The following is a 23,970-nucleotide window of genomic DNA, read 5'->3' as shown; positions in this document are numbered from 1 at the left end:
CGACGCTTGGTGAGCCGTTGAGGTTCACCGGCATGGCGAAGTTTCTCGTGTGACTTCCGCCACACGACATGGTGACTCCGGGTTTCCGGGCGTGTTCCCCAAGCTAACCAGAATGCCCTATGTGGCCTATGATGTTCGAGCCAGGGTCCTGTTTATCCCGTTATGTCCGCTCTCCCTGGGGAGCTGTTCGTCACCCTTGGGGTGCCGCGTCCACATTCGACGTCTGCGCCTCGCTGGGCGTCTCGGACGGCTCGGCGGTGGGGGTGGGCGGATCGGAGGGGGGATCGGTCTCCGGGGCGCGGTCGGCGTTCCAGGCCAGCGGGCAAGTGGCGGCGCCGCCGTTCGAGGTGAACGAGACGCGGCCGCGGCCGCCGGCGCTCGGGTCCACGACGGTCACCCAGATCGACACCGAGCCGCCCGCTTTGACCGAGCCGCTGGCGGGGAACACGTCCAGGCCCTGTGACGCGGTCGCCACCCAGGAGACCGCGGCGTTGCGGGCGCGCAGCCCGATCTTGGCGGCGCCCGCGATCGAGGCGGGGCACGTCGTGCCGAGCCGGGCGACCGGCACGGGCCTGCGGCGGCTCACCGTGGGCGCGGCCGGCCCGCCGCTGGGCCGCCGGGCGGGCCGCCGGACCGTCGGCGTGGCGGAAGGGGACGTCTCCGGCGCATCGGCGCTCGGCGTGGGCTCGGGCGTCACGTCCTCCTCCGGCGCCGGCTCCGGTGTGAGCTCGGGGGAGGAGAGGGTGGGCGTGGGCGTCAGGGTGAGCGCGGTCTGTGCGGCGTCGCCGCCGTTCAGCACGACCACCGCCCCGGTCGCGGCCAGCACGCACGCGCCGGCCAGCACCACCGGCCCGAGGCGGCGCGGACGGCGGCGGCGCGAGCGTCGTTCGGCGGCCACCGGGAAGCCGGTCCGGTCGAAGTTGTCGCCGCGGTCGGTGATCAGCGTCCTGGTCTGGTCGCGCCCGGGATCGACGCAGGTGTCCACCACGCGGCGGCGCAGCGAGAGCGGCGGGAACTCGACCGGCACCAGGTCGAGCAGCCGCGACGCCGGGACCTGCCGGTGCTTGCCCTCGGTGCACACCTCGCACCCGGCGATGTGGCCCGACAGCCGCCGCCGCAACAACGGCGTGAGCGGCCCCTCCCACGAGTCCACCATCGCCGACAGGTCCGGGCAGTGCGCGCGGCCCGTCTTCGCCAGGACGACCGCCGCGGCGGCGTTCTCCAGCTGGTCGCGGGCCCGGCCCAGCCGGGTGGCGGCCTGACGGGAGGTCAGCCCCAGCACCGAGGCGACCTCGACCGGCGTCAGGCCGTGACGCAGCGACAGCAGGACGATCTCGCGCTCGTTCCCGCTCAGCTCGCCCAGCGTCTCGCGGACCAGCCCGGCCAGCTCGGAGTCCGGCTCCCCGGACGGCGTGGACGGCGGCGCCTGCGGCAGGCCCCCGGCGGGCGTGCCGCGGTGCGCCATCCTGGCCCGGACCTGGAACCTGGTCAGTGCGTACACCCAGGCGCGCAGGCGGCCGGCCTCCTTCAGCCGGTCCACGCAGCCCTGAGCGGTCACCAGGGCGTCGTGCACGGCGTCGGCGGCCGAGTCCCGGTCGCCGATCAGCGAGAGGGCGTAGTCGTAGAGCCGTTCGCCGTAGGAGTCGTACAGGGCGGCGGGAGCGTCGGTGTCGGCCCGCCGCAGAGCGGCGACCAGTTCCTGATCGTCGGCGCGGCCGACCGTCGGCCATCCAGGCACGGATTCCCCTCCCCGCGGGTGGAACGGGCGCTGAAGCCCCCACGCGGGAGAGGACGCCGCCTCGATCGGCCAGGTTGACCGGGGCGGCCGCGGTCATGCCCAACCGGCATGACCTCGTGATCCGTGTGACGGGAGTGGCTCAGCCGTCGCAGTCGGGGGCGCAGAGCCGGCGTTCCATGCCCTGGAGGAAGAAGTCGCGGACCTGGAGCACGTCCTTGGCGATGTACGCCTCGCCGCCGGTCGTCTTGGCCAGCGTGTCCATCTGCTTCCTGCCCGCCTCGGCCTCCGGCCCGAAGGCGATGAGCAGGATGCTGATCGGCCGCTTCGGGTTGTAGGTCTTCTTGAGGTACTGCAGGATCTGGGCGTTCGTGACGCCGCCGTCGGGGTCGTCGTTGCCCGCGCCGTCCGTGAGGATCAGCAGCGTGTTGATCTTGTCTTCCTGGTACGTCTTCGTCAGCTCGCCGTAGGCGGCCTTGATGGTGTCGTTCAGGCCGGTGTCGCCGGTGGCCTTGGCCTGGATCTGCCCGAACTGCCGGACCAGGGCCTGCTTGCGGAGCACGCCGTTGGTGGACTCGGCGAGCGGGCCGACGGAGACGAGTTCCTGCCAGTCCTTGCCCTGTCCGTCCATGTGCGTGGAGAACGTCCACAGACCCAGCTCGGAGTCGGCCGGGAACAGCCCCAGGCCCTCCATGGCGATCTTGTTGATGGCCTGCATGCGGGTCATGTTCGTGCCGGGGACGGGAAGCGCCATCGTGCCGGAGACGTCGAGCAGGGTGAGCAGCCGGGTGCCGAGGTTCAGCCGCGACCAGGTCTGCACCATCGCGGCCACGCTCTTGGCGTCGGGCCTCGGCAGCGCCTCCGGCTTGGCGGGGACGAACCCCTTCTCCTTCGTCAGCGTCTCGCCGGCCTTGCCGTCGGGGCTGCGGAAGCCCGCGTCGCGCAGGATCTTCTTGGCCGCGTCCGTGCCGAGGTCCTGCTTGAAGTCCGCGGCCGCCTTCTGGACCGCCGGGTCCTTGGTGACGATCGTGATCGGGTAGTCGAGGCTGAGCGTGCCCTCCTTGGGATAGAGGGCGACCACCGGGGCCTCGGGCTTCTTGGCGTTGTGGGCGTAGACGGCCTGCTCGGAGGCGACGCCGACCGGCACCTTGCTGCCCGACCTCACCGTCAGGCTGGCCAGCAGCGCCGCCGGGTCGGAGGCGAGCTGGCCGGAGATCTCCTTCAGCGCGCCGACCAGCGCCTTGTTCTGCCCGGCCTCCTTGGCCGAGGTGGCGGCGGCCAGCAGCGCGGCCAGCCCGGCCGAGTTCTTCTGCGGGTCGAGCGCCAGCACCCGGACCTTCCTGCCGGGACCGTCGGGGTTGGCCACGTTCGCCGCCGCGATCATGCCCGCCCAGCTCGGCGTCAGGCTGCCGGACAACTTCGCCGCGGCGGACTTGGCCGCCGCCAGCACGACGGGCGACAGGGCGACCGAGCCGGCGGGCTCGGGCAGCGCCGAGCCCGCGGGGGAGTTGCGGAGGTTGCCCACCAGCAGGCTGGAGTCGGCCACCCACACGTCCGCGCCGGACTTGCCGGCGGCCAGCCCGTTCGCGGTCTTGGCCGCCGCCTCCCTGGTCACGGTGACCTCGACGCACTTGCTGTCGATCGAGTGCAGGGCCTTGGTGTAGTTGGTGGCGATCTTGTTGAGCGCGGGGTGGATGTCGGGGGTGGCCACGACGCGCAGCGGCAGCTTGCCGGCCGAGCAGTCGTGCTCCCGATTGAAGATCACGAACGCCGCGACACCGAGGAGCACGGCCAGCGCGACGGCCCCGGCCAGCGGTACGAGCACCCTGCCACGCCCGCTGACCGACCGCCTGCGGGAGGGTGGTTCCTGGGCTCGGTAGCCGCCATCGAGCTCGTCTGTCCGGTGTCGCCCCACGATGTCCTCTTAGGTGTGTTGAGACCTTCCGGAGACCCTAGCGGGAGTTGCTCCGCAATACTCCGGGAACACTACTCGGTGGGCTCTGTGTGGCAAAACCGCTCTTTTGGTGCGCCTATTACGGAGAGTGGCGGTCAATGGCAGCAGGCGTGACCGCGCCAGGCGCGCGCTCCCTCACGCACCGCGACCGCCGCGAGGGCCACCGCCATGGCCGGATCCACCCACCACCAGCCCAGCGTGTTCAGCCACAGACCGGCCAGCACACCGGCCGCCATGGCGGCGCAGATCAGGTTCTGGGTGCCCTCGCCGGACGTCGCCGCCGACGCCAGCCGCGCCCCCAGCCGCCGCTTGACCAGCCCCAGCGCGGGCATGCTGACCAGGCTGACCGTCGTGACCGCGATGCCGAGCACGGTCGGCGTGGCCCGGTGGCCGGCGTCGAGGTCGTGCGCGACGTGCACGACGAGGTAGGGGGCGAGCAGCCAGAAGCTCACCGCCACCGCGCGCCTGGCGGTGGTCTCGGCGTGCGGCGAGAGCGTGCGGGCGCCGGTGAAGCGCCACACCACGATCAAACTCGCTCCGGCCTCGGCGAAGGCCGACAGCCCCCACCCGATCAGCGCGACGGAATGCGCGGACAGCCCGGCGGCCAGGCCCAGCGTGCTCTCCACGGCCAGCCAGGCGAGCGTGGCCACCGACAGCGCCCGCGCGGCGCGGGCGGCTCGCAGCCAGTCGGCCGTCGCGGCCGGATGCTCATGAATCCGCTGGTCAGACACCATGAACCCCCGAACTCCCGGCTATCCGGCCGTCGACAGCGTTACGTAACGTACCCATGACTCAACGTGACCTTAAGCCCTGTGCGGCAAAGGATGTTCAAGATTCACCGGATAATGGCGGTGATCGCGTCCGGGGGAGGGATCGTGCCGTTCACGCCCAGTCACATCGCCGCCGTGCTGCCGCTGGTGGCCTCCGGACGGGTGCGGAGGTTCGCCGATCCGTGGGCGCTCGCGCTCGGGGCGATGGTCCCCGACCTGCCGATCTTCCTGCCGTTCCTGCCGGTCTACGGCGACTGGCACTCCTTGCCGGGCGTGTTCACCCTCGACCTGGCCGCGGTGCTGCTGCTCCTGCCGCTGTTCCATCTCGTGCTGCGCGATCCGCTGATCTCGCTGCTGCCGGCGTCCCTGGCCGGCCCGGCAGCGGTGCTCCTGCGGCCGGGCCGGCTCAGGATCCTCCCGATGGCGGCCGGGGGCGTGATCGGCTCGGCCACCCATCTGTTCTGGGACTCCTTCACCCACTCCTACGCCTCCGCCCGCTGGGGCGCCTGGCCGGACACCCCCGTCTTCGGCACGACCAGGCTCTTCAGCGTGCTGCAGTACACCTCGTCGGCCGTCGGGCTGGCCGTGGTCGTGTGGTGGGCCTGGCGCGCGTTGTCCAGGACCGAGGCGGCCGACGTGCCGGGCCGCCTGCGGCTCGCGCCCGCCGTACGGTGGGCCGTGCTGGGCGCCTGCGCGCTCGGCACGGTCGCCGGCGCCCTCCTGTGGCCGCTGGTGGACGAGCCCAACCCCGCGTTCGGCTACCGGAGCGTGCTCACCAAGACGGGCGCGGGCACCGTGGTCGGGCTCTCGGCCGTCCTGGCCTGCTATGCGATCGTCTGGCAGGTCAGGCGGCGCATGGCAGTATCGGAAGGTGCCTGACTACGTATTCGACGCCGACGACCCCCGAATCGCCGACTACACCCGGCTGCGGGACGTCGAGCTGCGCAAGAGCCTGGAGGCGGAGCGCGGCCTGTTCCTCGCCGAGGGGGAGAAGGTGATCCGGCGGGCCATCGCCGCCGGCTACCCCATCCGCTCGGTCCTGACCACCCGGCGCTGGTACGAGTCGCTGTCCGACGTCATCGGCGACGCCACCGTCTACGAGGTGAGCGACGAGCTGATGGCCGGCATCGCGGGCTTCCCGATCCACCGCGGCGCGCTGGCCTCCATGCGGCGCCTGCCGCTGCCCACGGCCGAGACCCTGATCAAGGGCGGCGCCCGCCGGCTGCTGGTCCTGGAGGACCTGGTCGACCACTCCAACGTCGGCGCGATCTTCCGCTGCGCCGCCGCGCTCGGCGTCGACGGCATCCTGCTCTCGCCGCGCTGTGCCGACCCGCTCTACCGCCGGGCGGTGAAGGTCTCCATGGGCGCGGTCTTCTCGATCCCGTACGCGCGGCTCGACGACTGGTACACCGGCCTCGGCGAGCTGCGGGCGGCGGGGTTCCAGAGCCTCGCGCTGACCCCCGACCAGGGCGCGGTCCCTCTCGACCGGGTCCCGATGGGCGAACGGGTGGCGCTGCTGCTCGGCGCCGAGGGCGACGGCCTGTCCTCCCACTGGCTGCACGAGGCCGACCACGCGGTGTGCATCCCCATGAGCCCGGCCGCGATGGACGCCGGCGTCGACTCGCTCAACGTGGTGGCCGCGGCGGCGATCGCCTGCCACGGGCTGATGCGCTCCGCCGGGCGCTGACCGGCCGAGGGCGCGCGAATGGGTCTGGTGGCGCTACGAGCAGGGGTGTAACCCTGTAATCATGCAGACCCTGTTCGAGCACGCCGGCGGCGAAGAGGGCTTACGCCGCTTCATCGAGATCTTCTACCGCAGCCTGCTGGCGGACCCGCTGCTCCAGCCGCTCTTCGGCGAGGGCAAGTCGAGCCACGTGGACAACCTGACCGCCTTCACCGTCGAGACGTTCGGCGGCCCCGACACGTTCTCGGCGGAGATGGGCGGCTTCCCGCTGCTCATCGAGGCGCACCGCGGGCTGGGCATCGAGGAGGCCCAGCGGCGGCGGTTCGTCGAGCTGTACATGGAGGCCGCCGACGCGGCCAAGCTGCCCGGCGACGAGCCGTTCCGGGCCTCGCTCCGCTCGCACGTGGAGTTCGGCACGCAGGTGGCGTTGCAGAACTCCCACGCCGAGACCGACGACCAGCTCCACCCGCTGCGCGAGGTGCCGCGCTGGGACTGGGAGCGGCCGCCGGAGTAGCCGGTCAGGGGCGGTCGGTGTCCTCGGTGAGCCAGTCGGGGTAGGCGTCGATGTCGTGCAGCACCGGCTGGGACTCGACGGTTCCGGTGCCGCCGTTCGCGCTGATGTGCGCCGCCAGCTCGGCGGCCTGTTCGCGTGGTGTGATGAGGGTGAGCTGCCAGGAGACCCCGGCCTGCGCGGCCGGGACTTCCGCGATGTCGATCGAGGTGGCCAGCCCCGCGAGCAGGATCGTGTGCGCGAGCGCGGCGGCCTGCTCATGGCCTTCGATCGTCGTGCGGACTTCGAGGAATTCCGCCATGATCTTCCTTATTGCGGAGGGGTACATTCACCACCCTATCTGCGTGAATCGACCATGGGGTCGGCTTCTGGTGGCGAAAGTCCGCCTGGGTGGCGTCGGTTGCGACGAGCCGGTACCCGAGATCTGCGGCCTCAATCGCGACAGGATGCGGCAAGATGTGATCCGCCGATCACCGAGAGCGACCGACGGAGGTCCCGTGAAGCCGACCTGGATCATCGCGGCCGCGGTCGCGGCCACCCCGCCCGCCCTCACGACCCCGCACGCCTGGACGACCCCGCGCGCTGGAGCGGCCGCCCGCCCGGCGGCGACCACGCACCCGCGGGCCGCCTCCGCCGACCGCAGTGCCCTGACCTGCGCCGTCAGCTCGCCGGCGGGCCGGCCGCTGACCTTCAGCCCGCGCATCGGCCTGACCGCGCGGCCGGTGTCGGCCCGCGGCAACCTCCAGCTCACCGGCTGCCTGTCGGGCGACGGCTCGGCCCCCTACCTGCGCTCCGGCTGGGTCGCACTGAAGAGCGTCGGCCGGGCCTCGTGCGCGAGCGCCCGGCAGGTCCACGGCACCGCCCGTATCACCTGGTTCGGCCTCGACGGGCGGCCGGTCGGCACCTCGGAGGTGCGTACGCGGGCCGACCGGCTGGCCACCCAGAGCCCGGCCGACAGCTTCCTGACCGGCACGGTCGTGTCGGGGCCGCTGGCCCGCGAGGGCGTCCGCGGCACGATCACGCCCGCCATGGGTCTCCTGGCCTGCGCGACCGGCGGCCTGAGCACGCTGTCCGCGGCGGGCCGGCTGACCTTCGGCTGACCTCCGCGGGTCAGCCGCCGGCGATCTGCTCGCCCGCGAAGTCCAGCAGTTGCTCGGCGGTGCTGAAGCGGCGCTCGTCCCCGTCGTGCAGCAGGACGCCGAACACGCGCCTGCCGCCGCGGTCGCCCGCGAACAGCAGGCAGTACTGCGCCGCGTTCGTGTATCCGGTCTTCACGCCCACGACGTCCGCGGAGCGGCCGAGCAGCTTGTTGGAGTTGCGCCAGGTGTGCGCCCGGTGCAGGCCCGACTTGGCGACCTTGTACACCTTGCTGCCGACCACCGTGCGGAAGACCGGGTCGGCCATCGCCCGCTGTGCCAGCTTGACCTGGTCCACGGCGGTCGAGTAGCCGCCGTTGCCCGGCGTGGGCAGTCCGTCGGGGTTGGTGTAGCGGGTGTCGCCGAGGCCGAGCGAGCGCGCGGCCCGGTTCATCTTGGCCACGAACGCCGTCTTGCCCGGCCCGTACTTCCTGGCCAGGGCGTTGGCGGCGTCGGCGCCCGAGGGGAGCATGAGGCCGTACAGCAGGTCCCTGGCCGCGAGACGCTCGCCCGTCCGCAGGCCGGCCGTGGTCGCGCCGTTGCTGGTGGCGTGCTTCATGTCGGCGGCGGTGACGGTGATCGGCTCGTTCAGGCGTCCCTCGCGCAGGACGACGTAGGCCGTCATCACCTTGACCAGGCTGGCGACCGGCACCCGCCGGGTCTCCCGCTTCGCGAAGTGGATCGTTCCGTCCGAGTCCACTACATATGCCGCGCCCGCCTTCACGGTCGGGACGTCGGCGGCCCGTGCGGCGGACGCCGGGTAAGAGATCCCCACAAGCAACGCGAGTACGGCAGAGCCGATGAAACCCCCAATACGCATGCCAGACATGTTCGCAGGAGATCAAGGGCTGGTTTGCGAAACTCGGCCGTAAGTGGCCCTCAGTTGGGGGTAAATGCTTGATAGATCCGACATCTGCGGGGAGACGAGGCCGTGGCAGGCAGGTTCATCATCAGTCAGGACGAGCGGGGCACGTTCCGTTTCGCGCTCGTCGCGAACAACGGGCAGACGCTGGCCGTGGGCGAGGGCTATCCGAGCAAGGCCGCCTGCGTCAACGGCATCGAGACCGTGCGCAGGAACGCTCCCGAGGCCGCCATCGACGACCAGACCCCGGCCGCGATCTAGGACGAGGCCAGGGCCTTGCGCCGACGGCGGACGAAGAACCAGGCCACGCCGGCCGCGACCGCGAGCAGCAGGACCAGCGCGCTGACGGGCGAGCGGGCGGCCAGCTGCAGCCAGCCCCACACCAGTGCCGTGAGCCCGAACCACCAGATGGGCGCCCAGGTCAGGCAGCCGAGCGCGCTCGCCACCACGTACCAGGGATAGGACACCCGCAGCGCGCCCGCCACCCACGGCAGCGTGTGCCGCAGCATGGGCACCCAGAAGCAGCCGTAGACGGCCAGCGCGCCCCACTTCTCGACGACGCCCTCGATCCGCGCGACGCGCTCGCGGCCGAGCCGCACGCCGACCTTGGACTCGTAGAGCTTCTCGCCGAGCTTGCGGCCGACCCAGTAGTAGACCTGGAACGCGCCGAACAGCGCAAGGATGAGAACGGCCCCCACCAGCCAGTACGGCAGCCCGAACCAGAACGGCCGGGCGGGATCGGGGAGGGCGGCAGCCGCATGCCACATGAGCCCGCTCACCCCCACTCCAACGCCTTAGGTCAGCCTTACCTTAGTCAAGGAAGAGGCGTTTCGCCACATCAGCTTGCAAGGCCGGGCCACCAGCTGCAAGTAGCCGACAACCACCCCTCAACCATCCCGCCCTATACCTGAACTGAGTAAAAGGGGTGTTGATCATGTCGTCGAGAAGCGCGGTGGTCCTGGCAGGCGGTACCGCCAACGCGGTCAAGCTCTTCGTGGCCGCGCTCGCCTTCACCAGCGCCTACGTCGGCTTCTCCACCTACAGCAGCGCCGGATCGGCCGCCGAGCCGGTGCGGACGGTCACCCTCTCGGCCCGCGAGCTGCCCATCACCGCCCCGGCCCGGCAGAGCGCCCCCGCCCGGGCGGGCGAGATCGCCCTCAGCGCCCTGACCGACGGCGCCCCCGGCTGCGGCAAGTCGTTCCTGGCCCGCAGCCTGCTGGTCAACCCGCGGCCCGGGACGACGGTCCTGTACCGCTGGAGGTTGTCGCGCTGGAGCCCGGCCGCCGGGACGTGGCGCACCTACCTGGCGGACCACTCCGGGTTCGCCGGCGGCAGCCAGAGCGTGGAGTGGCAGCCGCAGATCTCGGGCAACGCCGGGTGGTACCGGGTCGAGCTGATCGCCCGGCCCGGCGGGACCGTCACGAGCGAGCGTTTCCAGGTGAGCTGCTGACCGAGCGGCGCGCCGCCTCGACCCAGCGCGGCACGCCCACCCGCTGGGCCACCTCAAGAGCCTTCTCGTAGTGCTCACGCGCCGCGTCGGGCTGGCCGAGCCGGATGGCCAGGTCGCCCAGGGTCAGCGCCACCGGCCACAACGCCACGACGCCCGTGCCCGCACCGGCCACCCGGTCGGCGAACGGCTTGAGCTTGTCGTAGCAGTCGACCATGCGCTCGCGGTCGTCGAGCAGCATGCCCGCCAGGGCCCGCCAGGTCATCGCCAGCTCGTAGAGGAAGTCGGGCCGGACGGGCGGGCGGGTGGCGGCCACGGCCCTGGCGTCGTTGAGGTGCCCGGCCGAGGCCAGCGCGAGGGCGTAGGCGTCGAGCGTCCACTTGGCGCCGCGCTGGTGGGCCGCCGCCAGCAGGTCGACGGTCTCGGCCGCCCGGCCGTCGACGAGCTGCAGGCAGAACGCGGTGATCAGCGGGAGGTCCTGGCGGCCTTCCAGCATGCCGGCCCGCGCGGTCATCCTGGCGGCCTCGCGGTAGGCGCGTTCGGCGCCCGCGTAGTCGCCGGCGATCATCAGGCGCTGGCCGGCGTACCAGACGACGACGGCGGCGGGGGCCGACAGGTCGTACTGCTTGGCCAGGCGGTCGGCGGCGGCGGCGTGCTCGTCGGCGACGGCGAACTCGCCCCTGGCCGCCGCGCACTCCAGCAGCACCAGGTGGGCCAGGGCCTGCGTGGCCATCTGCCCCGAGCGCTGGGCGACCTCCAGCAGCTCCCTGCCGATGCCCTCACGGGTGTCGACGGCCGGGATGTCGTAGGACTGGCGCAGCCGGCCGCTCAGCGCCGCCGCGATCAGCGTCGGGTCGCCGCTCTGCCTGGCCAGCTCCAGCGCCTCCAGCGACGCCTGCCGCCCGCGCTCGGGCGCGGAGGAGCCCTCCAGCTCCAGCGCCAGCGTGGTGAGCAGGCTCGCCCGCAGCCGCTGCTCGCCCGCGGGCAGCTCGATGAGCGCCTGCTCGGTGACGTCGACGATCTCCCACGCGGTGCGGGTGAAGTCGCGTGCCATGCCCTTGTGCGGCACCGCCAGCGACGCGGCCACCTTCGCGGTGATCTCCAGGTCGCCGAGCGGCAGCGCGGCGTCCATGGCCTGGCGGCGCAGCAGCCTGGCCGCCGTCATGTCGCCGCACAACGCCAGCGCCTTGATCTGCCGGAGCATCAGCCGCAGCCGCTCCTTCGCGCGCTCCGGCTCGGACTCGCGGCCCTTGTCGTCCTTGCGCGGACCGCCGCGGTCGAAGGCCGCGATGGCCTGCTCCCACAGGGTGGCCGCCTCGCGGTGGGCGAAACGCCGCTCGGCCTGCTCGGCCGCCAGGCCCGCGTAGTGGACGGCCTTCTCGGCCGCGTCGGCCAGGAAGTAGTGGTGGGCCAGCGCCGCCACGTCGGAGGACGTGCGCTGCTCGATCACCGCGGCCACGGCGGCGTGCAGGCGGGTGCGGCGCAGGCGGGAGGCGTCGGAGTAGATCGTGTCGCGCACCAGGTCGTGGTCGAAGCGCAGCAGCCCCGGCCCCGGCTCGGTCACCAGCCCGGCCAGCAGCGCGGCCTCGACCGCCTCGATCACCGCGTCTTCGTCGCCGGCGACCGTGACCAGCACGTCGAGGTCGACGTCGCGGCCGATCACCGCGGCCTGGAGCAGGATCTGCTGGGCGCCCGCGGGCAGCCGTGAGATGCGCCGCCGCAGCACGTCGCGCACGCCCGAGGGCACGCGCGAGAGCACCTGCGTGGCGCTGGCCCGGTCGGCCGCGCCCTCGGCGTCGAGCAGCCGGACGGTCTCGCGCACGAAGAACGGGTTGCCGCCGGTGCGCTCGACGATGGACTCGACCGCGTCTTCGTCGATCTCGCGTACGCAGGTGGCCTTGACCAGCTCGGCCACGGCCTTGGGGTCGAGGCCGGACAGGCCCACGCGCAGCGGCTCGAGACGGGCCAGGGCGGCCAGCACGTCGGACTGGCGGTCGTCGAGCTCGCTCTCCCGGCACGTCACGACCAGCAGGACGCGGCTGGTGGCCAGCAGGCTCGGCAGCGCGCGCAGCAGGGCCAGCGTCTGGTCGTCGGCCCAGTGGAGGTCTTCCAGCGTCAGCAGCACCGGCGCCCGGCGGGCCACGCCGGCGAGGTAGCCGCCGACCGCGCGGTGCAGGCGGAAGCCGCCCGAGACCTCGTCCTCGTCGCGGTCGGGGGCGGTGTCGTCGAGCAGGGGGGCGAGGAGCTGGGCGTATTCGCCGGCGCCGGTCGCGTCGATCAGCGAGCGCAGGATCTCCACCCAGGCCCAGCCCGGCGGGGTCGCGCTGGAGTCGGGGCAGGCGCCGGAGGCGGTGATCCAGCCGTCGCCGCCGAGCCTGCCGTCGAGCTGGCGCAGCAGCGTGGTCTTGCCCGCGCCCGCGACGCCGGTCACGATCGCGACCTGGAAGCGGCCGGTGCGCGAGGCGGCCGTGGTCAGCCTGGCCAGCTCGGCGTCGCGGCCGACGAACGGCTCGGGCTCCAGCGGCGGCGGCTCGACGTGGGCGGCGGCCGGTCGGGGCGGCCAGGTGTCGGTGGCCGGGGCGGGCCGGGCGGGACGCGGCGGCGCGGCCAGCTCCAGCTCGGGGGACTGGGCCAGGATGTCGGACTCCAGCTTGCGCAGCGCGGGCCCGGGGTCGATGCCCAGCTCGTCGGCCAGCATGTTCCTGGCCCTGCGCAGCGCGGCCAGCGCGTCGCCCTGCCTGCCGCAGCGGTAGAGGCCGAGGGCCAGCAGCCGCCAGCCCTCCTCGCGCAGCGGGTGCTCGGTGGTCAGCGCCTCCAGGTCGGGGACGGTCTCGGCGTGCAGGGCCAGCCGCAGGCCGGTGTCGGCGTGCCGCTCGCGGGCCACCAGGCGCAGCTCGGCCAGCCGGTTGACCTCGGCCTCGGCCCAGGGCTGGTCGGCGAAGTCGGAGTAGGGGGTGCCGCGCCACAGCCCGAGCGCCTTCTCCAGGCGGCCGCGGGCGGACTGCGGGTCGCCCTCTTCGAGGTGCTCGCCCGCCGCCCTGACCAGCTGCTCGAAGCGCAGCGCGTCGACCTGCTCGGCGGCCACGCGCAGCGCGTAGCCGGAGGCGACGGTCACCAGCAGGCGGTTGGGGCCGCCGCGCGGCCGGCCCGGTTCGAGCACCCTGCGCAGGCGGGAGATGTAGACCTGCAGGCCCGACTGGGCGCCCTTGGCGGCGTCGTCGTCCCACAGATCGTAAAGAAGCGTGTCAACCGGCACGACCTGACCTCTGGCCACGAGAAGTCGGGCGAGGACGGCCCGCTGCCGCAACCCGCCGAGGTCGAGTTCGTCGTCGTGTTCGTACGCCTCGACTGGCCCCAGAACCCGGAACGCCACCATGTCAGCCGCCACGCTATGCGGGCTTCCGAACGACGCACAAGGTCTTTGACGGCTTTGGGATTGTCACTACGGGGCCTTCGAGATCGCGGACGGGGGTTCCGCGGCGGCGTTCCGGCCGTTGCGCCTGCGCAGGAGCGCCCACGCGCCGAGCGCGAGACCGCCGAACGGGATCTCGATAGTGTAAGTCCAGAAGCCGAAAAGTAGTGCTGTCGCGACGGCCGGAGTGCCGGGCACGCCGAACGTGATCAGCAGCGCGGCGACGCCGCTCTCCATGATGCCGGCCCCGCTGGGCGTGATCACGGCGCTGGTGAGCACGCGGGACAGCGCGAAGACCGCGATCGACTGGGCCAGGCCCGGCCAGGCGCCGGTGGCCGTCATGCAGGCCGCCATGATCGCCCACTGGAAGCCCAGGAAGAACACCATGCCGAGCGACAGGCCGAGCGCGCGCGTACGGACGATCTCCGCGGTGTCGGCGCGCAGCCGGTGGAAGGCCTCGGAGGCGTGCACCTTCAGGCGCAGCAGCCGGGTGAGCCCGTCGAGCGCCCGGCCGAGCACGGCGGCGGCGCGGTCCCAGTAGAGGGCGACGGCCACGACCACGCAGAGCACCAGGATGGAGATCGCGCCCGTCCAGCCCGCCTTGACGAACGCCGGGTCGAGCACCTCGTCCGCCATGAGCAGCGCGATGATGCCCACGGCCGGCAGGATGAACCTGAACAGCGTGTTCCAGATGCCGCTGACCAGCGTCATCACCACGATGGGCCGGTTGGCGAAGCCCCAGCCCCTGGTCATGGCGAACGACAGCGCCACCCCGACCGCGCCGCCGAACGGCAGCAGGTTGCTGACCGCGCTGCCCGCCGCGTTGAGCGCCAGCCCCTGGAGGTTGTTCAGCCCCGGCAGCGAGTTGGTCAGCACGAACGTGTACGCCAGCAGGCTCAGCAGCCACAAAGCCGTCATCAGGGCGATCTGACCGAAGCTGAGCGCCCCGAAGACCGCGCCGATCTCGTGCCAGGAGACCGGCTTGCCGGTGAGCGTGCGCACGATCTGCGGCAGGTAGACCACGAGCAGCACGGCCAGCCCGAGCGACACGACGGACAGGGCGATCTGGAGCGGCTTGTTCTTCATCGCCCACCAGTCTGACGGGTCGCCGGAGCCGGCACGTCACCCTCAGGTGCTACTTCGGCCATGGGTCGAAAGGGTGAGTGAGCCGGGTGCCGGGGGGCAGGTCACGGCGTACGAACCACTCGGTGCCGAAGACCAGGCGGTAGAGCGTGCCGGGGACCTTCAGCATGACGGCGAGGGTGCGGTCGCTGTCGCCGCCGCTGGCCTGGGACGCGTGCGCGGCCATCGAGGCGCGCTTCTGCCGGGCGTAGCGGCGGACGTTGACCCGGTGGGTGATCGTGTCGCTCGCCGAGTACGCGCTCTCGAACGTGCGCACGTCGAACTCCGGCGGGAACTTGTACACCCGGCCCGCCATGCGCAGCAGCCGCACCAGCGGGTCGCGGTTGACCGTCGCCTCCAGGACGATCTCCGTGCCCGCGATCTGCGCCGCCCGCTTGCCCACCCGGTGGACCTGCACGTGGTCGGGGTGCCCGTAGCCGCCGGCCGGGTCGTAGATCGACAGCAGGTCGGCCTTCTCCTCCTCCAGGATCGCCGCGAGGGCCCTGGCCGCCGCCTCGGTGTCGGCGTCGATGAAGGCGTTGTCGGGCCGCTCCTCGGCGACGCCGCCCTTGGGGCTGAGCCCGGAGTCGCCGTAGCCCAGGCACTCGACGCGGGCGCAGCCGAGCAGCGCGGCGGACTCGTAGAGCTCCTTGAGCCTGGTCTCGCGCAGCTCCTCGCCGGGGCCGATCTCGGCCAGGCCGCGCTCGCCGGCGGTCGCGACCACGAGCACCACGCGGTGGCCCTCGGCCGCGAGCATCGCCATGGTGCCCGCCGTGAGCAGGGCCTCGTCGTCGGGATGGGCGTGGAAGAAGACCGCGGTACGTGGAGGCACACGCCCAGATTAGTCTGGGAGGGGTGCGGATCTTTCACGTGAGTGACTGTTACCTGCCGAGACTCGGGGGGATCGAGGTCCAGGTGGCCGACCTGGTGCGGGCGCAGCGCGAGGCCGGGCACGACGTGGTCGTGGCCACGGCGACCAGGGGCGAGGCGCTGCCGGGCGTGCGCAGGGTCGTCGCCAGGATGCCGTTCGACCTGCCGGTCCATCCGTTCGGAGTGGGGCATCTCACTCGGGGCATCTCCGTGGTCCGGCCCGACGTGGTGCATGTGCACACCGGCGCGGTCTCGCCGTTCGCCTGGATGGGGGTGCGGGCGGCGCGGCGGGCGGGGGTGCCGTGCGTGGTCACCGTGCACAGCATGTGGGACCCGGTCACGCGGGCGCTCTACCGGCTGCTGCGGCTGGCGTTCGGCTGGCAGCGCTGGGGGCTGGTGGCCACCACGGTGAGCACCGCGGCGGCGGCGCCGATCAGGGCGGTGGCCGGGCCGGGCGTGCCGGTGCGGGTGGTATCCAACGGGCTCGACCTGTCGGGCTGGGCGCCCGGCCCCGGCGTGCCGGCCGCGCGGGCGGAGGTGCACGTGGTGGCCGTCGGCCGGCTGGCGCCGCGCAAGCAGCCCGTACGGCTGCTCAGGCTGCTGCGGGCCGCGCGGGCACGGGTGCCCGCCGGGATCCCGATGCGCGCCACGATCGTCGGCGACGGCCCCGCGCGCGCTCGCATGGAACGTTTCCTGGCCGAGCACGGCATGACCGGCTGGGTGTCGCTGCCGGGCCGCTACTCGCGGGAGCAGATCGCCAAGCTGCTGGAGTCGGCCGACGTCTTCGTCGCCCCGGCGCCCAGGGAGTCGTTCGGCATCGCGGCGCTGGAGGCGCGGGCGGCCGGCGTGCCGGTGGTGGCCAGGGCCCAGAGCGGCGTCGCCGACTTCGTCAAGGACGGCACCGAGGGGCTGCTCGGCCGCACCCTGGACGACCTCGCCGGGGCGGTGGCGCGGTTGTGCTCCGACGCGGGGCTGCGCCGGGAGATCGCCGCTCACAACCGCTCGACGCCGCCCGTCGCGGGCTCGTGGGCCGGGGTGCTGGAGGGGTTCGACCGGGCCTACGAGCAGGCGATCGCGCGTTAGGCCAGCCCGCCCCTGCGCAGCGTGTACTCCGGCGCGGCGAAGTCGCCGCCCTGCGGGGTGCCGTCGGTGAAGAAGGCGGCAGGCGTGCCGGTCACCCGGGCGGCGTACGACTCGGCGTCGTCCTCGGGCTCGTAGCCGAGCTCGGGGGAGAGCAGCCAGAAGCGGCGGGTGTTGGCCGAGACGGCGTAGGCGGCCAGGAAGCGCAGGCCGGGCGTGGTGACCGCGGCGTGCACGAACCCGGCGCAGTCGCGCGGGCTCAGCCAGGTCGCCAGGTGGCGGACGTCCTGGGGCTCGGCCTCCAGGCTGCCGATGCGCAGGCAGACCACCTCGAGGCCGAACTTGTCGGCGTACAGGCGGCCGAGGGCCTCGACGGCGGCCTTGCTGACGCCGTACAGGCCGTCGGGGCGCGGCGGCAGGTCGGGGGAGATCGTGGCGGTGGCCGGGTACATGCCGGTCAGGCGGTTGCTGCCGGCCAGCACCACGCGCGGCACGCCGGCCAGCCGGGCCGCCTCCAGCACGCGGTGGGTGGTCAGCACGTTGCCGTCGAGCAGGTCGGGCAGGGGCGCCTCGTCCGGCACCCCGGCCAGGTGCACGATCGCGTCGGCGCCCTTGACCAGCGCCACGGTCTCGGCCAGGTCGGACAGGTCGGTGCGGACGGCCTCCTCACCCGGCCCGGCCTCCATGGGCACCCGGTCGGCCAGGACGAGCCTGGTGGCGGACCGGCGGAGCCGCTCGCGTACGGCCCCGCCCACCATGCCGGCTGCGCCGGTGAGCACGATCATCTCCATGCCGACATTGTGCGGCATCGGGCCGATGCGGTCAGTTCCGCCGGAGCACGACGTACCCGTCGCGTTCGAACACCTTCGTGTACCCCTCGGTCTGGAGCTGCTCGACCCGGTTGCGCTGGTCGTCGGCGGAGCCGAAGGGGAACTCCCAGCGGGCGGTGTCGGCCACGATCCACGGCGCGCCGCGCGGGGCCGCGCTCCACAGCAGGACGGTGGTGCGCGAGGACAGCGCAGGGCCCACAGAGTTGACCGCCTCGACCGTCACCCCCGAGGGCACCCTGCTCACCGCCTCGGCCGCGGCGGCGGCCTTGTCCTCCTTGTAGAAGGCGGGATGGTAGAGCTGGTCGAGCGCGAACCTGGGCACCAGGGTGAGGGCGACGGCGCAGGCCGCGGCGGCCCAGGCCAGCCTGAGTCCCTTGGCGTCGGCGCGGCCGGTCCAGCGCAGCAGCCTGGCCAGGCCGTCCACACCGGCGCAGAACAGGATCATCACGGTGAACGCGCTGTACTGGAAGTCGGCCTGCCACCACTGGGGACGGTCGGACAGCAGGCGTTCGAGCACGTGCGGGAGCGCCGCCAGCGACAGCGGCGACAGCAGGCACAGCAGCAACGTCGGCCAGGCCAGCAGGAACAGGGTGTCGACCTTGGCCTCGTCGCTGAAGGGCAGCAGCAGGGCGGCGAGCGGGTCGCGCAGCAGCGCGAGCAGCGCGGCGGGCGCGTCGGGGCCGAGGTGGCCGTAGGCCCAGAAGTCCTTGCTGTCGCCGCCGAACGAGGTGATCAGCAGGCCCCGGACGAGCACGACGGCCCCCGCGCCGACCAGCGCGCAAATGACGCCGCGCAGCCGGTCGCCGACGACGAACAGGTACAGCCCCGCCCCGATCACCAGGAGCCCCATGTCCTCCTTGACGAGCAGGAGCCCGAGCATCGCCAGGAACGCCGGCAGCACGCGTCCGGCGTGGTAGCGCTCGATCATGATCGCGGTGAGCAGCGGGACGAACATCACCTCGTGCGCGTCGAAGGCGACGGCCTGGGCGATCGGCCACGACAGCGCGTACGCCGCGGCGACCAGGTAGGCGGGCCCGACACCCAGCACGCGCCGGGTGAACAGCCACAGGAACGGGATCGCCCCCGCGAACAGCAGCGCCTGGGCCACGACCAGCGACTCGGGCCCGTCGTGCACCCAGTAGAACGGCGCGAGCAGCGCGTAGATCGGCGAGAAGTGGTCGGCGAGCTGGAGGTACTCCGTGCCGCGCTCGTGGAAGACGCCGAGCACGGGCACGTACGGCGGCCGGAGGTGGGCGTAGTTGCGCACCGCCTGGTCCACGATCACCAGGTCGAACGTGGTCGCCCGGAAGGTGGCCAGCTTGACCAGCCCGAGAACGGCGTACGCCACCGCGGCGAGCAGCGCGAGGGCGCCGACCCGCACGCGGTGGCGGAAGAGCACTCTGGCGGGGAGTGCGGTGCCTGCCGGAGGCCGTGCGATCACCGTTTCGTCCGTCACGGCAGCAAGCGTAAGGGGATCATCCGGTCCTGTCCGTTCCCCGTTCCGGCGGACCGGATGACGCGGTCACCGCGCCGGCCTGCCCCCCGCAGGCGGTGCGGCGACCGCGGGCCGATCAGGAGCAGGCGGCGGTGATCTTCGAGGTGAAGCCGCTCATCTTGCCGCTGAACTCGGTGGCCTTGCTGATGTCGCCGCTCTCCAGGCTCTCGAAGCCGGCGGCGAAGTCGTTCAGCGCGGCCGCGACGTCGCCGTCGTACTTGCCGGCGAGCTCCTTGGTCTTGGCGGCGGCGGCCTTGGAGGCGTCCCCGAGCGCCGCGGTGTCCGTGGCGTTCTTCGTGATGGCGCCGCTCCACTCGGTGGTGATCTTCGACAGCTCGTTGACGGCGGTGTTGCAGTCAACGGCCTGGCCGACGGCACCGCAGGCGGTGGACAGAGCGGCAAGGGAGATCGTCGCGACTGCGAGGGCGAGTCGGCGAGGGGGAGTCATTTTTGGTGCCCTTCGTTGGTTTTCCGTACGAGGAGGACATTAGCGATCTCTGGTTGATCCCCGCTTGCACGCCGCTAACATTCCGGCCGTCAGGTGGGCGTAAAGCCGCGCAACAGCACGTGAACGACCTGCTCGGCGTCGGGCATGGGCAGGTCGAGCAGCCCGCGGTAGCTCACCAGGCCGGCGAACAGGTCCGTGAGAAGGTCCAGGTCGGCGTCCGGGGACAGCTCGCCGCGGTCGATCGCGCGCTCGTAGACGACCTGCGAGCGCCGCATCCGGGTGCGCATGCCGGTGCGGATGATCTCGGCCACGGCGGGGTCGCGGCCGGCCTCGCCGTACATCTGCCTGGTCAGGCGGGCGACGCCGGGGTGCTGCCACAGGGCGAGGGTGTCGGAGACCACGACGTGCAGGTCGCCGCGGAGCGAGCCGGTGTCGGGGACGGCGACGTGCGTGTCCATGAGGCCGCCGAGTGATTCGAGCAGTATGTCGCGTTTGGTGGCGTAGCGCCGGAACACGCTCGCTCTGCCCACGCCTGCCGCTCTGGCGACGTCGTCCATGGTGAAGTCGAGGCCGTGGGAGAGCAGCAGCTCGGTGGCGGCCTGCCTGATGCGGTGGTCGACCGTGGGATCGGGCTTGCGGCCGCGCGCGGGCATTGTGATACTCCTAGTATCTGATACTGGCAGTCTCTCAAAGTGGGGCTTCTATGAGGGTAATCGTGGCGGGGGCCGGGGTGGCGGGGCTCGCGGCGGCGCGCGGGCTGCTGAACGCCGGTCACGACGTCGAGGTGTACGAGCAGGCGCCCGAGCTGCGCACGGCGGGCGGATCGGTGACCCTCTGGCCCGGCAGCACGGCCATCCTCGACGAGCTCGGCGTCGGGTACGCCGGTCTCGGATGGCGGCTGGAGACCATGGAGTCGTGGGCCGACGACGGCCGCCGGCTGGTCACCGTCGATCTCACCGCGGCCGAGCGGCGCTACGGGCATCCGTGCGTGCATGTGGCCCGGCACGAGCTGGTCGAGGCGCTGTCGGCGGGCCTGCCCGTCGTCTACGGCGCGGGCGTCGAGCACGCCGAGCCGGAACGGGCGCTGGCGCGGCTGGCCGGCGGCCGCACCGTGCGCGGCGACGTGCTGGTGGGGGCCGACGGCCGCAGGTCGGCGGTGCGCCGTGCCCTGTGGGGGGAGGATCCGGCCGTGTTGAGCGGCTGGGTCACCTGGCAGGGCTTCACCACCGCGCCGACCTCGTTGACGCGCTCCCGCCGGGCCGTGATGATCGCCGGACGGCGGGAGCTGTGCGGGCTGATCCCGGCGGGCGCGGGCCGGTTGTTGTGGTGGTTCGACGTCCAGGCGTCGCCCGGCGGGCCGTTCTGGCAGGACGACCCCGACATCGTGCCGCGGCTGCGCGAGCGGTTCGGCGGCTGGGCCGACCCGGTGCCCACCGTGCTGGAGACGATGGAGGACATCGGCTTCTTCCCGCACCACCGGCAGGCGATCCCCCGGGTCTGGGGCAGGGGCCCGACCACGCTGGCCGGGGACGCGGCCCACACCATGCCGCCCACCATGGCCCAGGGCGCCAACCAGGCCCTGGAGGACGCCTGGCTGCTGACCCGCTCGGCCGGCGGCGACCTGCGCGCGTACGAGCGGGCCAGGGCACGGATCGCGCGGCGTCCCGCCATGATCGCCGGTACCGAGGTGACCAACAGGCAGCGCTCGTTCGCGGGCCTGGTCCCCGACTGGATGGCGACCAGGATGCACACGGCGTCGCTGCGCCGGTTCAGCACCTACCTCTTGACAGCCTCGTGAAGGCCGCCGGACGATGTCGCATATAGAGCAACTCGGTGCGTAATACGCAACAAGGGGTGTCGGTTGACCACCACGTCGAGCTTGATCTCCACGCTTCCCGGCCGCTCCTACACCGACCCCGACCTGTTCGCCGAGGAACAGGCCAAGATCTTCGAGAGCATGTGGTTCTGCGCCGTGCGCGCCGGCGACCTGCCGAAACCAGGCGCGTTCCGGACCGTCCAGGTGGGCACGGAGAGCGTGATCGTGGTCCGCGGGCGCGACGGGCTGCTGCGCGCCTTCCTCAACGTCTGCCGCCACCGCGGCGCGCGGCTGTGCGTGGAGGAGCGGGGCGAGGTCAGAAGGACGATCAGGTGCGCCTACCACGCGTGGTCCTACGACCTGGACGGCAGGCTGGCCGCCGCCCCCAACCTGGCGAAGATGCCCGACGTCGACCGCGTCGAGTACGGCCTGGTCCCGGTCGGCCTGCGCGAATGGCTCGGGTACGCCTGGGTCTGCCTGGCCGACGAGCCGCCCTCCTTCGAGGACACCGTCACCTACGCGGCCACCGAGCGCCTGGGCGACCCCGCCGCCATCGAGAACTACCACGTCGACCGGCTGGCCCTGGGCCGCCGCGTGGTCTACGACGTCAAGGCCAACTGGAAGCTGGTCGTCGAGAACTTCATGGAGTGCTACCACTGCGCCACGATCCACCCCGAGCTGGTGGCCGTGCTGCCCGAGTTCGCCGGCGGGTACGCCGCCCAGTACTACGTGGGCCACGGCGCGGAGTTCGCCGAGCGCGCCGAGGGCTTCACCGTGGACGGCGGCGCGGGCTTCGGCCGGCTCCCCGACGTGGCCCCGGAGCAGGACCGACGCTACTACGCGATCACCGTCAAGCCGCAGGTGTTCGTCAACCTGGTGCCCGACCACGTGATCCTGCACCGGATGTTCCCCATGGCAGCCGACCGCACAGTCGTCGAGTGCGACTGGCTCTACCACCCCGACGTGGTGGCCTCGGGGGCCGACCTGACGCCGTCGGTCGAGCTGTTCCACCGGGTCAACGAGCAGGACTTCGACGCCTGCGAGCGGACCCAGCTCGGCATGGGATCACGCGCCTACCGGGAGGGCGGCGTGCTGGTGCCGAGCGAGCACCACATCTCGGTCTTCCATCAGTGGGTGAACCAGCGCCTGCGCGGATAGCGCACCCGCAGGCCGCCGTACTTGGCCCGGCCGCCGACCACCAGGTAGAGGACGCCGGGCCGCCGCCTGCCCGGCACGTCGCCGACGACGGTCTGGCCCCAGTCGGTGCGGAAGGCGTCCACGTTCACGACGGCGCCCTCGGGGACGGTGATCCTGGCGGAGCCGTACGTGAGGTCGAGTTCGAGGTCGACGACGGGGTGGGGGATGACGGCCTGGGACAGGTCGAGGTCGACGCCGCCGTACTTGGAGGAGATCCGCAGCCGTCGCGGGACGGCCCAGTCGCCTGAACGGCGCACGTGGCCGCTCTTGGACTCCAGCTCCACCACGTCGTCGGCCGGGGCCGCCGCGGCGGGCAGATCGGTGATCAGGTCGAGCAGGTCCCCGTAGGTCCTGGCGGTGAGCGCCAGCCCGAGCCGGTCCTCCAGCTCGGGACGCGTCAGGCGGCCCTCGGCGAAGGCGTGCTGGAGCCGCTCCGCCGCGCGTTCCCGGTCCTCGTCGGAGACCCGCATCTGCATTTCCGACATGTCCCGAGCATAGGTTCGCGGCGGTCAGAACGGGAGGCGTCGCCCCGAAGGGGTCCGCAGATCGAGGTGGGAGTACCGGCGCCCCCGCGGGGGCCTGCGCACGAGCTGAAGTCGCTTCACGCCCTGTAAATACCCATTTGATTGTCTAAGAGTCCTCATGCGGAGGTACCGTGTGCCTGATGTCGGCGGACCCTTTCGTGCATCCGGCCCTCTTCTACCGAGGTGACCCGGATTATGTGGCTGCCACCACGGGTTTCGTGCGCGAGGGGCTGGCCGCCGGGGAGCCCGTGGCGGTGGCCGTGCCCGCCGCGAACCTCGCCAAGATCGAGGCGGGGCTGGGCGCCGACGCGGCCCGGGTGACCCTGCTCGACATGGGCGTGGCGGGCCGCAATCCGGGGCGGATCATCCCGGCCGTGCTGCGGGCCTTTGCCGACAGGCATCCCGGCGAGCACGTACGGATCATCGGCGAGCCGATCTGGCCCGGCCGCTCGGCGACCGAGTACCCGGCCTGCGCCCAGCACGAGGCGCTGATCAACCTGTCGTTCGCGGGGCGGCGCGTCACGATCCTGTGCCCGTACGACCTGGAGGGGCTGACGCCCGAGGTGCTGCGCGAGGCCGAGCGCACCCACCCCGTGCTGCTCGACGCCTCCGGTGAGCGGCCCAGCCCCCGCTACGCGCCCGACGAGGTCGTCGCGCGGCACAACCAGCCGCTCGCCGAGCCGGCCGCGTGCGTCTCGCTGCGCTTCGACCACACCAACCTGGCCTCGGCCCGCACCCTGGCGGCCGGCCAGGCCGAGGCGGCGGGCTTCGGGGACGACCGGCTCGACGACATCCGGCTCGTGGTGGCCGAACTCGGCGCCAACAGCCTCGACTACGGCGGCGGCGCCGGCCTGATCAGGGTCTGGATCGAGGACGCGCGGCTGGTCTGCGAGGTCGCCGACGGCGGCCACATCACCGATCCGCTGGCCGGGCGCCTGCCCGTCGAGGCACGCCGCTCCGGCTCGCGCGGCCTGCTCATCGTCAACCTGCTCGCCGACCTCGTACGCGTCCACAGCCGCCCCGGCGCGACCGCGGTCCGCGCCTACTTCGACCTGCCGGTCTCTCTGGTGTAGACAT

The 23,970-nt window shown here is 72.6% G+C and carries 24 protein-coding genes; 10 read left to right on the top strand and 14 right to left on the bottom strand.

Annotation, left to right across the window (positions count from 1 at the left end; translation table 11 throughout):
- Positions 1–190: 190 nt before the first annotated feature.
- The 3 genes from ABZ459_RS32045 to ABZ459_RS32035 form a co-directional block, all read right to left on the bottom strand.
- Positions 191–1,738 carry a sigma-70 family RNA polymerase sigma factor gene (locus tag ABZ459_RS32045; protein WP_357978331.1) on the bottom strand — a complete coding sequence of 516 codons (1,548 nt, stop codon included), beginning with the start codon at positions 1,736–1,738 and terminating at the stop codon, positions 191–193.
- A gap of 139 nt (positions 1,739–1,877) precedes the next feature.
- Positions 1,878–3,560 (bottom strand): substrate-binding domain-containing protein, encoded by a 1,683-nt coding sequence (locus ABZ459_RS32040; RefSeq protein WP_357978328.1) that lies wholly within the window; start codon positions 3,558–3,560, stop codon positions 1,878–1,880.
- A 224-nt stretch (positions 3,561–3,784) separates the two neighbouring features.
- A complete protein-coding gene (locus tag ABZ459_RS32035; RefSeq protein WP_357978325.1) occupies positions 3,785–4,423 on the bottom strand; it encodes a hypothetical protein in 639 nt (212 codons plus the stop codon).
- A gap of 141 nt (positions 4,424–4,564) precedes the next feature.
- On the opposite strand from ABZ459_RS32035, the gene ABZ459_RS32030 reads away from it, so the two are divergent.
- The 3 genes from ABZ459_RS32030 (at position 4,565) to ABZ459_RS32020 (ending at position 6,657) form a co-directional block, all read left to right on the top strand.
- Positions 4,565–5,338, top strand: coding sequence for a DUF4184 family protein (locus ABZ459_RS32030; RefSeq protein WP_357978322.1), 774 nt, complete (start codon positions 4,565–4,567; stop codon positions 5,336–5,338).
- On the top strand, positions 5,331–6,146 hold the full coding sequence (locus ABZ459_RS32025) for an RNA methyltransferase (RefSeq protein WP_357978319.1): 816 nt from the start codon (positions 5,331–5,333) through the stop codon (positions 6,144–6,146). Before ABZ459_RS32030 ends, ABZ459_RS32025 begins: the two co-directional genes overlap by 8 nt.
- 61 nt (positions 6,147–6,207) lie before the next feature.
- Positions 6,208–6,657: a group II truncated hemoglobin gene (locus ABZ459_RS32020; protein WP_357978316.1), complete on the top strand. Its 450-nt coding sequence runs from the start codon at positions 6,208–6,210 to the stop codon at positions 6,655–6,657.
- Between the two features lie 4 nt (positions 6,658–6,661).
- Here ABZ459_RS32020 and ABZ459_RS32015 read toward each other — a convergent pair whose 3' ends face one another.
- Entirely contained in the window at positions 6,662–6,955 is a 294-nt protein-coding gene (locus ABZ459_RS32015) for a hypothetical protein (protein ID WP_357978313.1), read from the bottom strand.
- Positions 6,956–7,151: 196 nt separating this feature from the next.
- Here ABZ459_RS32015 and ABZ459_RS32010 point away from each other — a divergent pair, with 196 nt between their 5' ends.
- Positions 7,152–7,754, top strand: coding sequence for a hypothetical protein (locus ABZ459_RS32010; protein WP_357978310.1), 603 nt, complete (start codon positions 7,152–7,154; stop codon positions 7,752–7,754).
- Positions 7,755–7,764: 10 nt separating this feature from the next.
- Here ABZ459_RS32010 and ABZ459_RS32005 read toward each other — a convergent pair whose 3' ends face one another.
- On the bottom strand, positions 7,765–8,565 hold the full coding sequence (locus ABZ459_RS32005) for a serine hydrolase (RefSeq protein WP_357978307.1): 801 nt from the start codon (positions 8,563–8,565) through the stop codon (positions 7,765–7,767).
- Between the two features lie 156 nt (positions 8,566–8,721).
- Between ABZ459_RS32005 and ABZ459_RS32000 the strand changes: the two genes are divergently transcribed.
- Complete coding sequence (locus ABZ459_RS32000) at positions 8,722–8,913, top strand: DUF1508 domain-containing protein (RefSeq protein ID WP_357978304.1); 192 nt, start codon at positions 8,722–8,724, stop codon at positions 8,911–8,913.
- Here ABZ459_RS32000 and ABZ459_RS31995 read toward each other — a convergent pair.
- Complete coding sequence (locus ABZ459_RS31995; RefSeq protein ID WP_357978301.1) at positions 8,910–9,431, bottom strand: VTT domain-containing protein; 522 nt, start codon at positions 9,429–9,431, stop codon at positions 8,910–8,912. The two genes, ABZ459_RS32000 and ABZ459_RS31995, sit on opposite strands and share 4 nt — an antisense overlap.
- A 155-nt stretch (positions 9,432–9,586) precedes the next feature.
- Here ABZ459_RS31995 and ABZ459_RS31990 point away from each other — a divergent pair, with 155 nt between their 5' ends.
- Positions 9,587–10,102 carry a hypothetical protein gene (locus ABZ459_RS31990; protein ID WP_357978298.1) on the top strand — a complete coding sequence of 172 codons (516 nt, stop codon included), beginning with the start codon at positions 9,587–9,589 and terminating at the stop codon, positions 10,100–10,102.
- On the opposite strand, the gene ABZ459_RS31985 is transcribed toward ABZ459_RS31990, so the two are convergent.
- From ABZ459_RS31985 to ABZ459_RS31975, 3 genes are all read right to left on the bottom strand, one after another.
- Entirely contained in the window at positions 10,071–13,475 is a 3,405-nt protein-coding gene (locus ABZ459_RS31985) for a BTAD domain-containing putative transcriptional regulator (RefSeq protein ID WP_357978295.1), read from the bottom strand. The two genes, ABZ459_RS31990 and ABZ459_RS31985, sit on opposite strands and share 32 nt — an antisense overlap.
- A 66-nt stretch (positions 13,476–13,541) precedes the next feature.
- Positions 13,542–14,597 (bottom strand): lysylphosphatidylglycerol synthase domain-containing protein, encoded by a 1,056-nt coding sequence (locus tag ABZ459_RS31980; RefSeq protein ID WP_357978292.1) that lies wholly within the window; start codon positions 14,595–14,597, stop codon positions 13,542–13,544.
- 49 nt (positions 14,598–14,646) lie between these two features.
- Entirely contained in the window at positions 14,647–15,465 is an 819-nt protein-coding gene (locus tag ABZ459_RS31975; protein ID WP_357978289.1) for a PIG-L family deacetylase, read from the bottom strand.
- Positions 15,466–15,503: 38 nt separating this feature from the next.
- Here ABZ459_RS31975 and ABZ459_RS31970 point away from each other — a divergent pair, with 38 nt between their 5' ends.
- On the top strand, positions 15,504–16,586 hold the full coding sequence (locus tag ABZ459_RS31970) for a glycosyltransferase (protein ID WP_357978286.1): 1,083 nt from the start codon (positions 15,504–15,506) through the stop codon (positions 16,584–16,586).
- On the opposite strand, the gene ABZ459_RS31965 is transcribed toward ABZ459_RS31970, so the two are convergent.
- The 4 genes from ABZ459_RS31965 to ABZ459_RS31950 all read right to left on the bottom strand — a co-directional run bounded on the left by ABZ459_RS31965 (position 16,583) and on the right by ABZ459_RS31950 (position 20,009).
- Entirely contained in the window at positions 16,583–17,374 is a 792-nt protein-coding gene (locus ABZ459_RS31965; protein WP_357978284.1) for an NAD(P)-dependent oxidoreductase, read from the bottom strand. The genes ABZ459_RS31970 and ABZ459_RS31965 overlap by 4 nt on opposite strands.
- Positions 17,375–17,405: 31 nt before the next feature.
- The gene (locus ABZ459_RS31960) at positions 17,406–18,869 is read right to left on the bottom strand and encodes a DUF2079 domain-containing protein (protein WP_357978281.1); all 1,464 of its coding nucleotides are present in this window, start codon (positions 18,867–18,869) and stop codon (positions 17,406–17,408) included.
- A 115-nt stretch (positions 18,870–18,984) separates the two neighbouring features.
- A complete protein-coding gene (locus tag ABZ459_RS31955; RefSeq protein WP_357978278.1) occupies positions 18,985–19,356 on the bottom strand; it encodes a hypothetical protein in 372 nt (123 codons plus the stop codon).
- Between the two features lie 89 nt (positions 19,357–19,445).
- A complete protein-coding gene (locus ABZ459_RS31950; RefSeq protein WP_357978273.1) occupies positions 19,446–20,009 on the bottom strand; it encodes a TetR/AcrR family transcriptional regulator in 564 nt (187 codons plus the stop codon).
- A 50-nt stretch (positions 20,010–20,059) separates the two neighbouring features.
- On the opposite strand from ABZ459_RS31950, the gene ABZ459_RS31945 reads away from it, so the two are divergent.
- Both ABZ459_RS31945 and ABZ459_RS31940 read left to right on the top strand, forming a co-directional pair.
- The gene (locus tag ABZ459_RS31945; protein ID WP_357978270.1) at positions 20,060–21,154 is read left to right on the top strand and encodes an NAD(P)/FAD-dependent oxidoreductase; all 1,095 of its coding nucleotides are present in this window, start codon (positions 20,060–20,062) and stop codon (positions 21,152–21,154) included.
- Positions 21,155–21,217: 63 nt separating this feature from the next.
- Entirely contained in the window at positions 21,218–22,330 is a 1,113-nt protein-coding gene (locus tag ABZ459_RS31940) for an aromatic ring-hydroxylating dioxygenase subunit alpha (RefSeq protein WP_357978267.1), read from the top strand.
- Here ABZ459_RS31940 and ABZ459_RS31935 read toward each other — a convergent pair.
- On the bottom strand, positions 22,300–22,854 hold the full coding sequence (locus ABZ459_RS31935; RefSeq protein ID WP_357978264.1) for a DUF1707 domain-containing protein: 555 nt from the start codon (positions 22,852–22,854) through the stop codon (positions 22,300–22,302). The genes ABZ459_RS31940 and ABZ459_RS31935 overlap by 31 nt on opposite strands.
- Before the next feature lie 179 nt (positions 22,855–23,033).
- On the opposite strand from ABZ459_RS31935, the gene ABZ459_RS31930 reads away from it, so the two are divergent.
- Entirely contained in the window at positions 23,034–23,966 is a 933-nt protein-coding gene (locus ABZ459_RS31930) for an anti-sigma factor RsbA family regulatory protein (RefSeq protein WP_357978261.1), read from the top strand.
- The last annotated feature ends 4 nt before the right edge of the window (positions 23,967–23,970 follow it).

The sequence above is a fragment of the Nonomuraea sp. NPDC005692 genome, assembly GCF_040631115.1.
Taxonomy (GTDB): Bacteria; Actinomycetota; Actinomycetes; order Streptosporangiales; family Streptosporangiaceae; genus Nonomuraea.
The sequence above is the reverse complement of the archived record's forward strand: the minus strand, read 5'-3'. Positions and strand labels throughout refer to the sequence as shown.

What these genes read in the sequence shown, in the direction of transcription:
- ABZ459_RS32035 (WP_357978325.1), bottom strand. Translation starts at nt 4,423, where the DNA reads ATGGTGTCTGACCAGCGGATTCATGAGCATCCGGCCGCGACGGCCGAC.
- ABZ459_RS32020 (WP_357978316.1), top strand. Translation starts at nt 6,208, where the DNA reads ATGCAGACCCTGTTCGAGCACGCCGGCGGCGAAGAGGGCTTACGCCGC.
- ABZ459_RS32015 (WP_357978313.1), bottom strand. Translation starts at nt 6,955, where the DNA reads ATGGCGGAATTCCTCGAAGTCCGCACGACGATCGAAGGCCATGAGCAG.
- ABZ459_RS31990 (WP_357978298.1), top strand. Translation starts at nt 9,587, where the DNA reads ATGTCGTCGAGAAGCGCGGTGGTCCTGGCAGGCGGTACCGCCAACGCG.
- ABZ459_RS31985 (WP_357978295.1), bottom strand. Translation starts at nt 13,475, where the DNA reads ATGGTGGCGTTCCGGGTTCTGGGGCCAGTCGAGGCGTACGAACACGAC.
- ABZ459_RS31980 (WP_357978292.1), bottom strand. Translation starts at nt 14,597, where the DNA reads ATGAAGAACAAGCCGCTCCAGATCGCCCTGTCCGTCGTGTCGCTCGGG.
- ABZ459_RS31965 (WP_357978284.1), bottom strand. Translation starts at nt 17,374, where the DNA reads ATGGAGATGATCGTGCTCACCGGCGCAGCCGGCATGGTGGGCGGGGCC.
- ABZ459_RS31955 (WP_357978278.1), bottom strand. Translation starts at nt 19,356, where the DNA reads ATGACTCCCCCTCGCCGACTCGCCCTCGCAGTCGCGACGATCTCCCTT.
- ABZ459_RS31950 (WP_357978273.1), bottom strand. Translation starts at nt 20,009, where the DNA reads ATGCCCGCGCGCGGCCGCAAGCCCGATCCCACGGTCGACCACCGCATC.
- ABZ459_RS31945 (WP_357978270.1), top strand. Translation starts at nt 20,060, where the DNA reads ATGAGGGTAATCGTGGCGGGGGCCGGGGTGGCGGGGCTCGCGGCGGCG.
- ABZ459_RS31935 (WP_357978264.1), bottom strand. Translation starts at nt 22,854, where the DNA reads ATGTCGGAAATGCAGATGCGGGTCTCCGACGAGGACCGGGAACGCGCG.
- ABZ459_RS31930 (WP_357978261.1), top strand. Translation starts at nt 23,034, where the DNA reads ATGTCGGCGGACCCTTTCGTGCATCCGGCCCTCTTCTACCGAGGTGAC.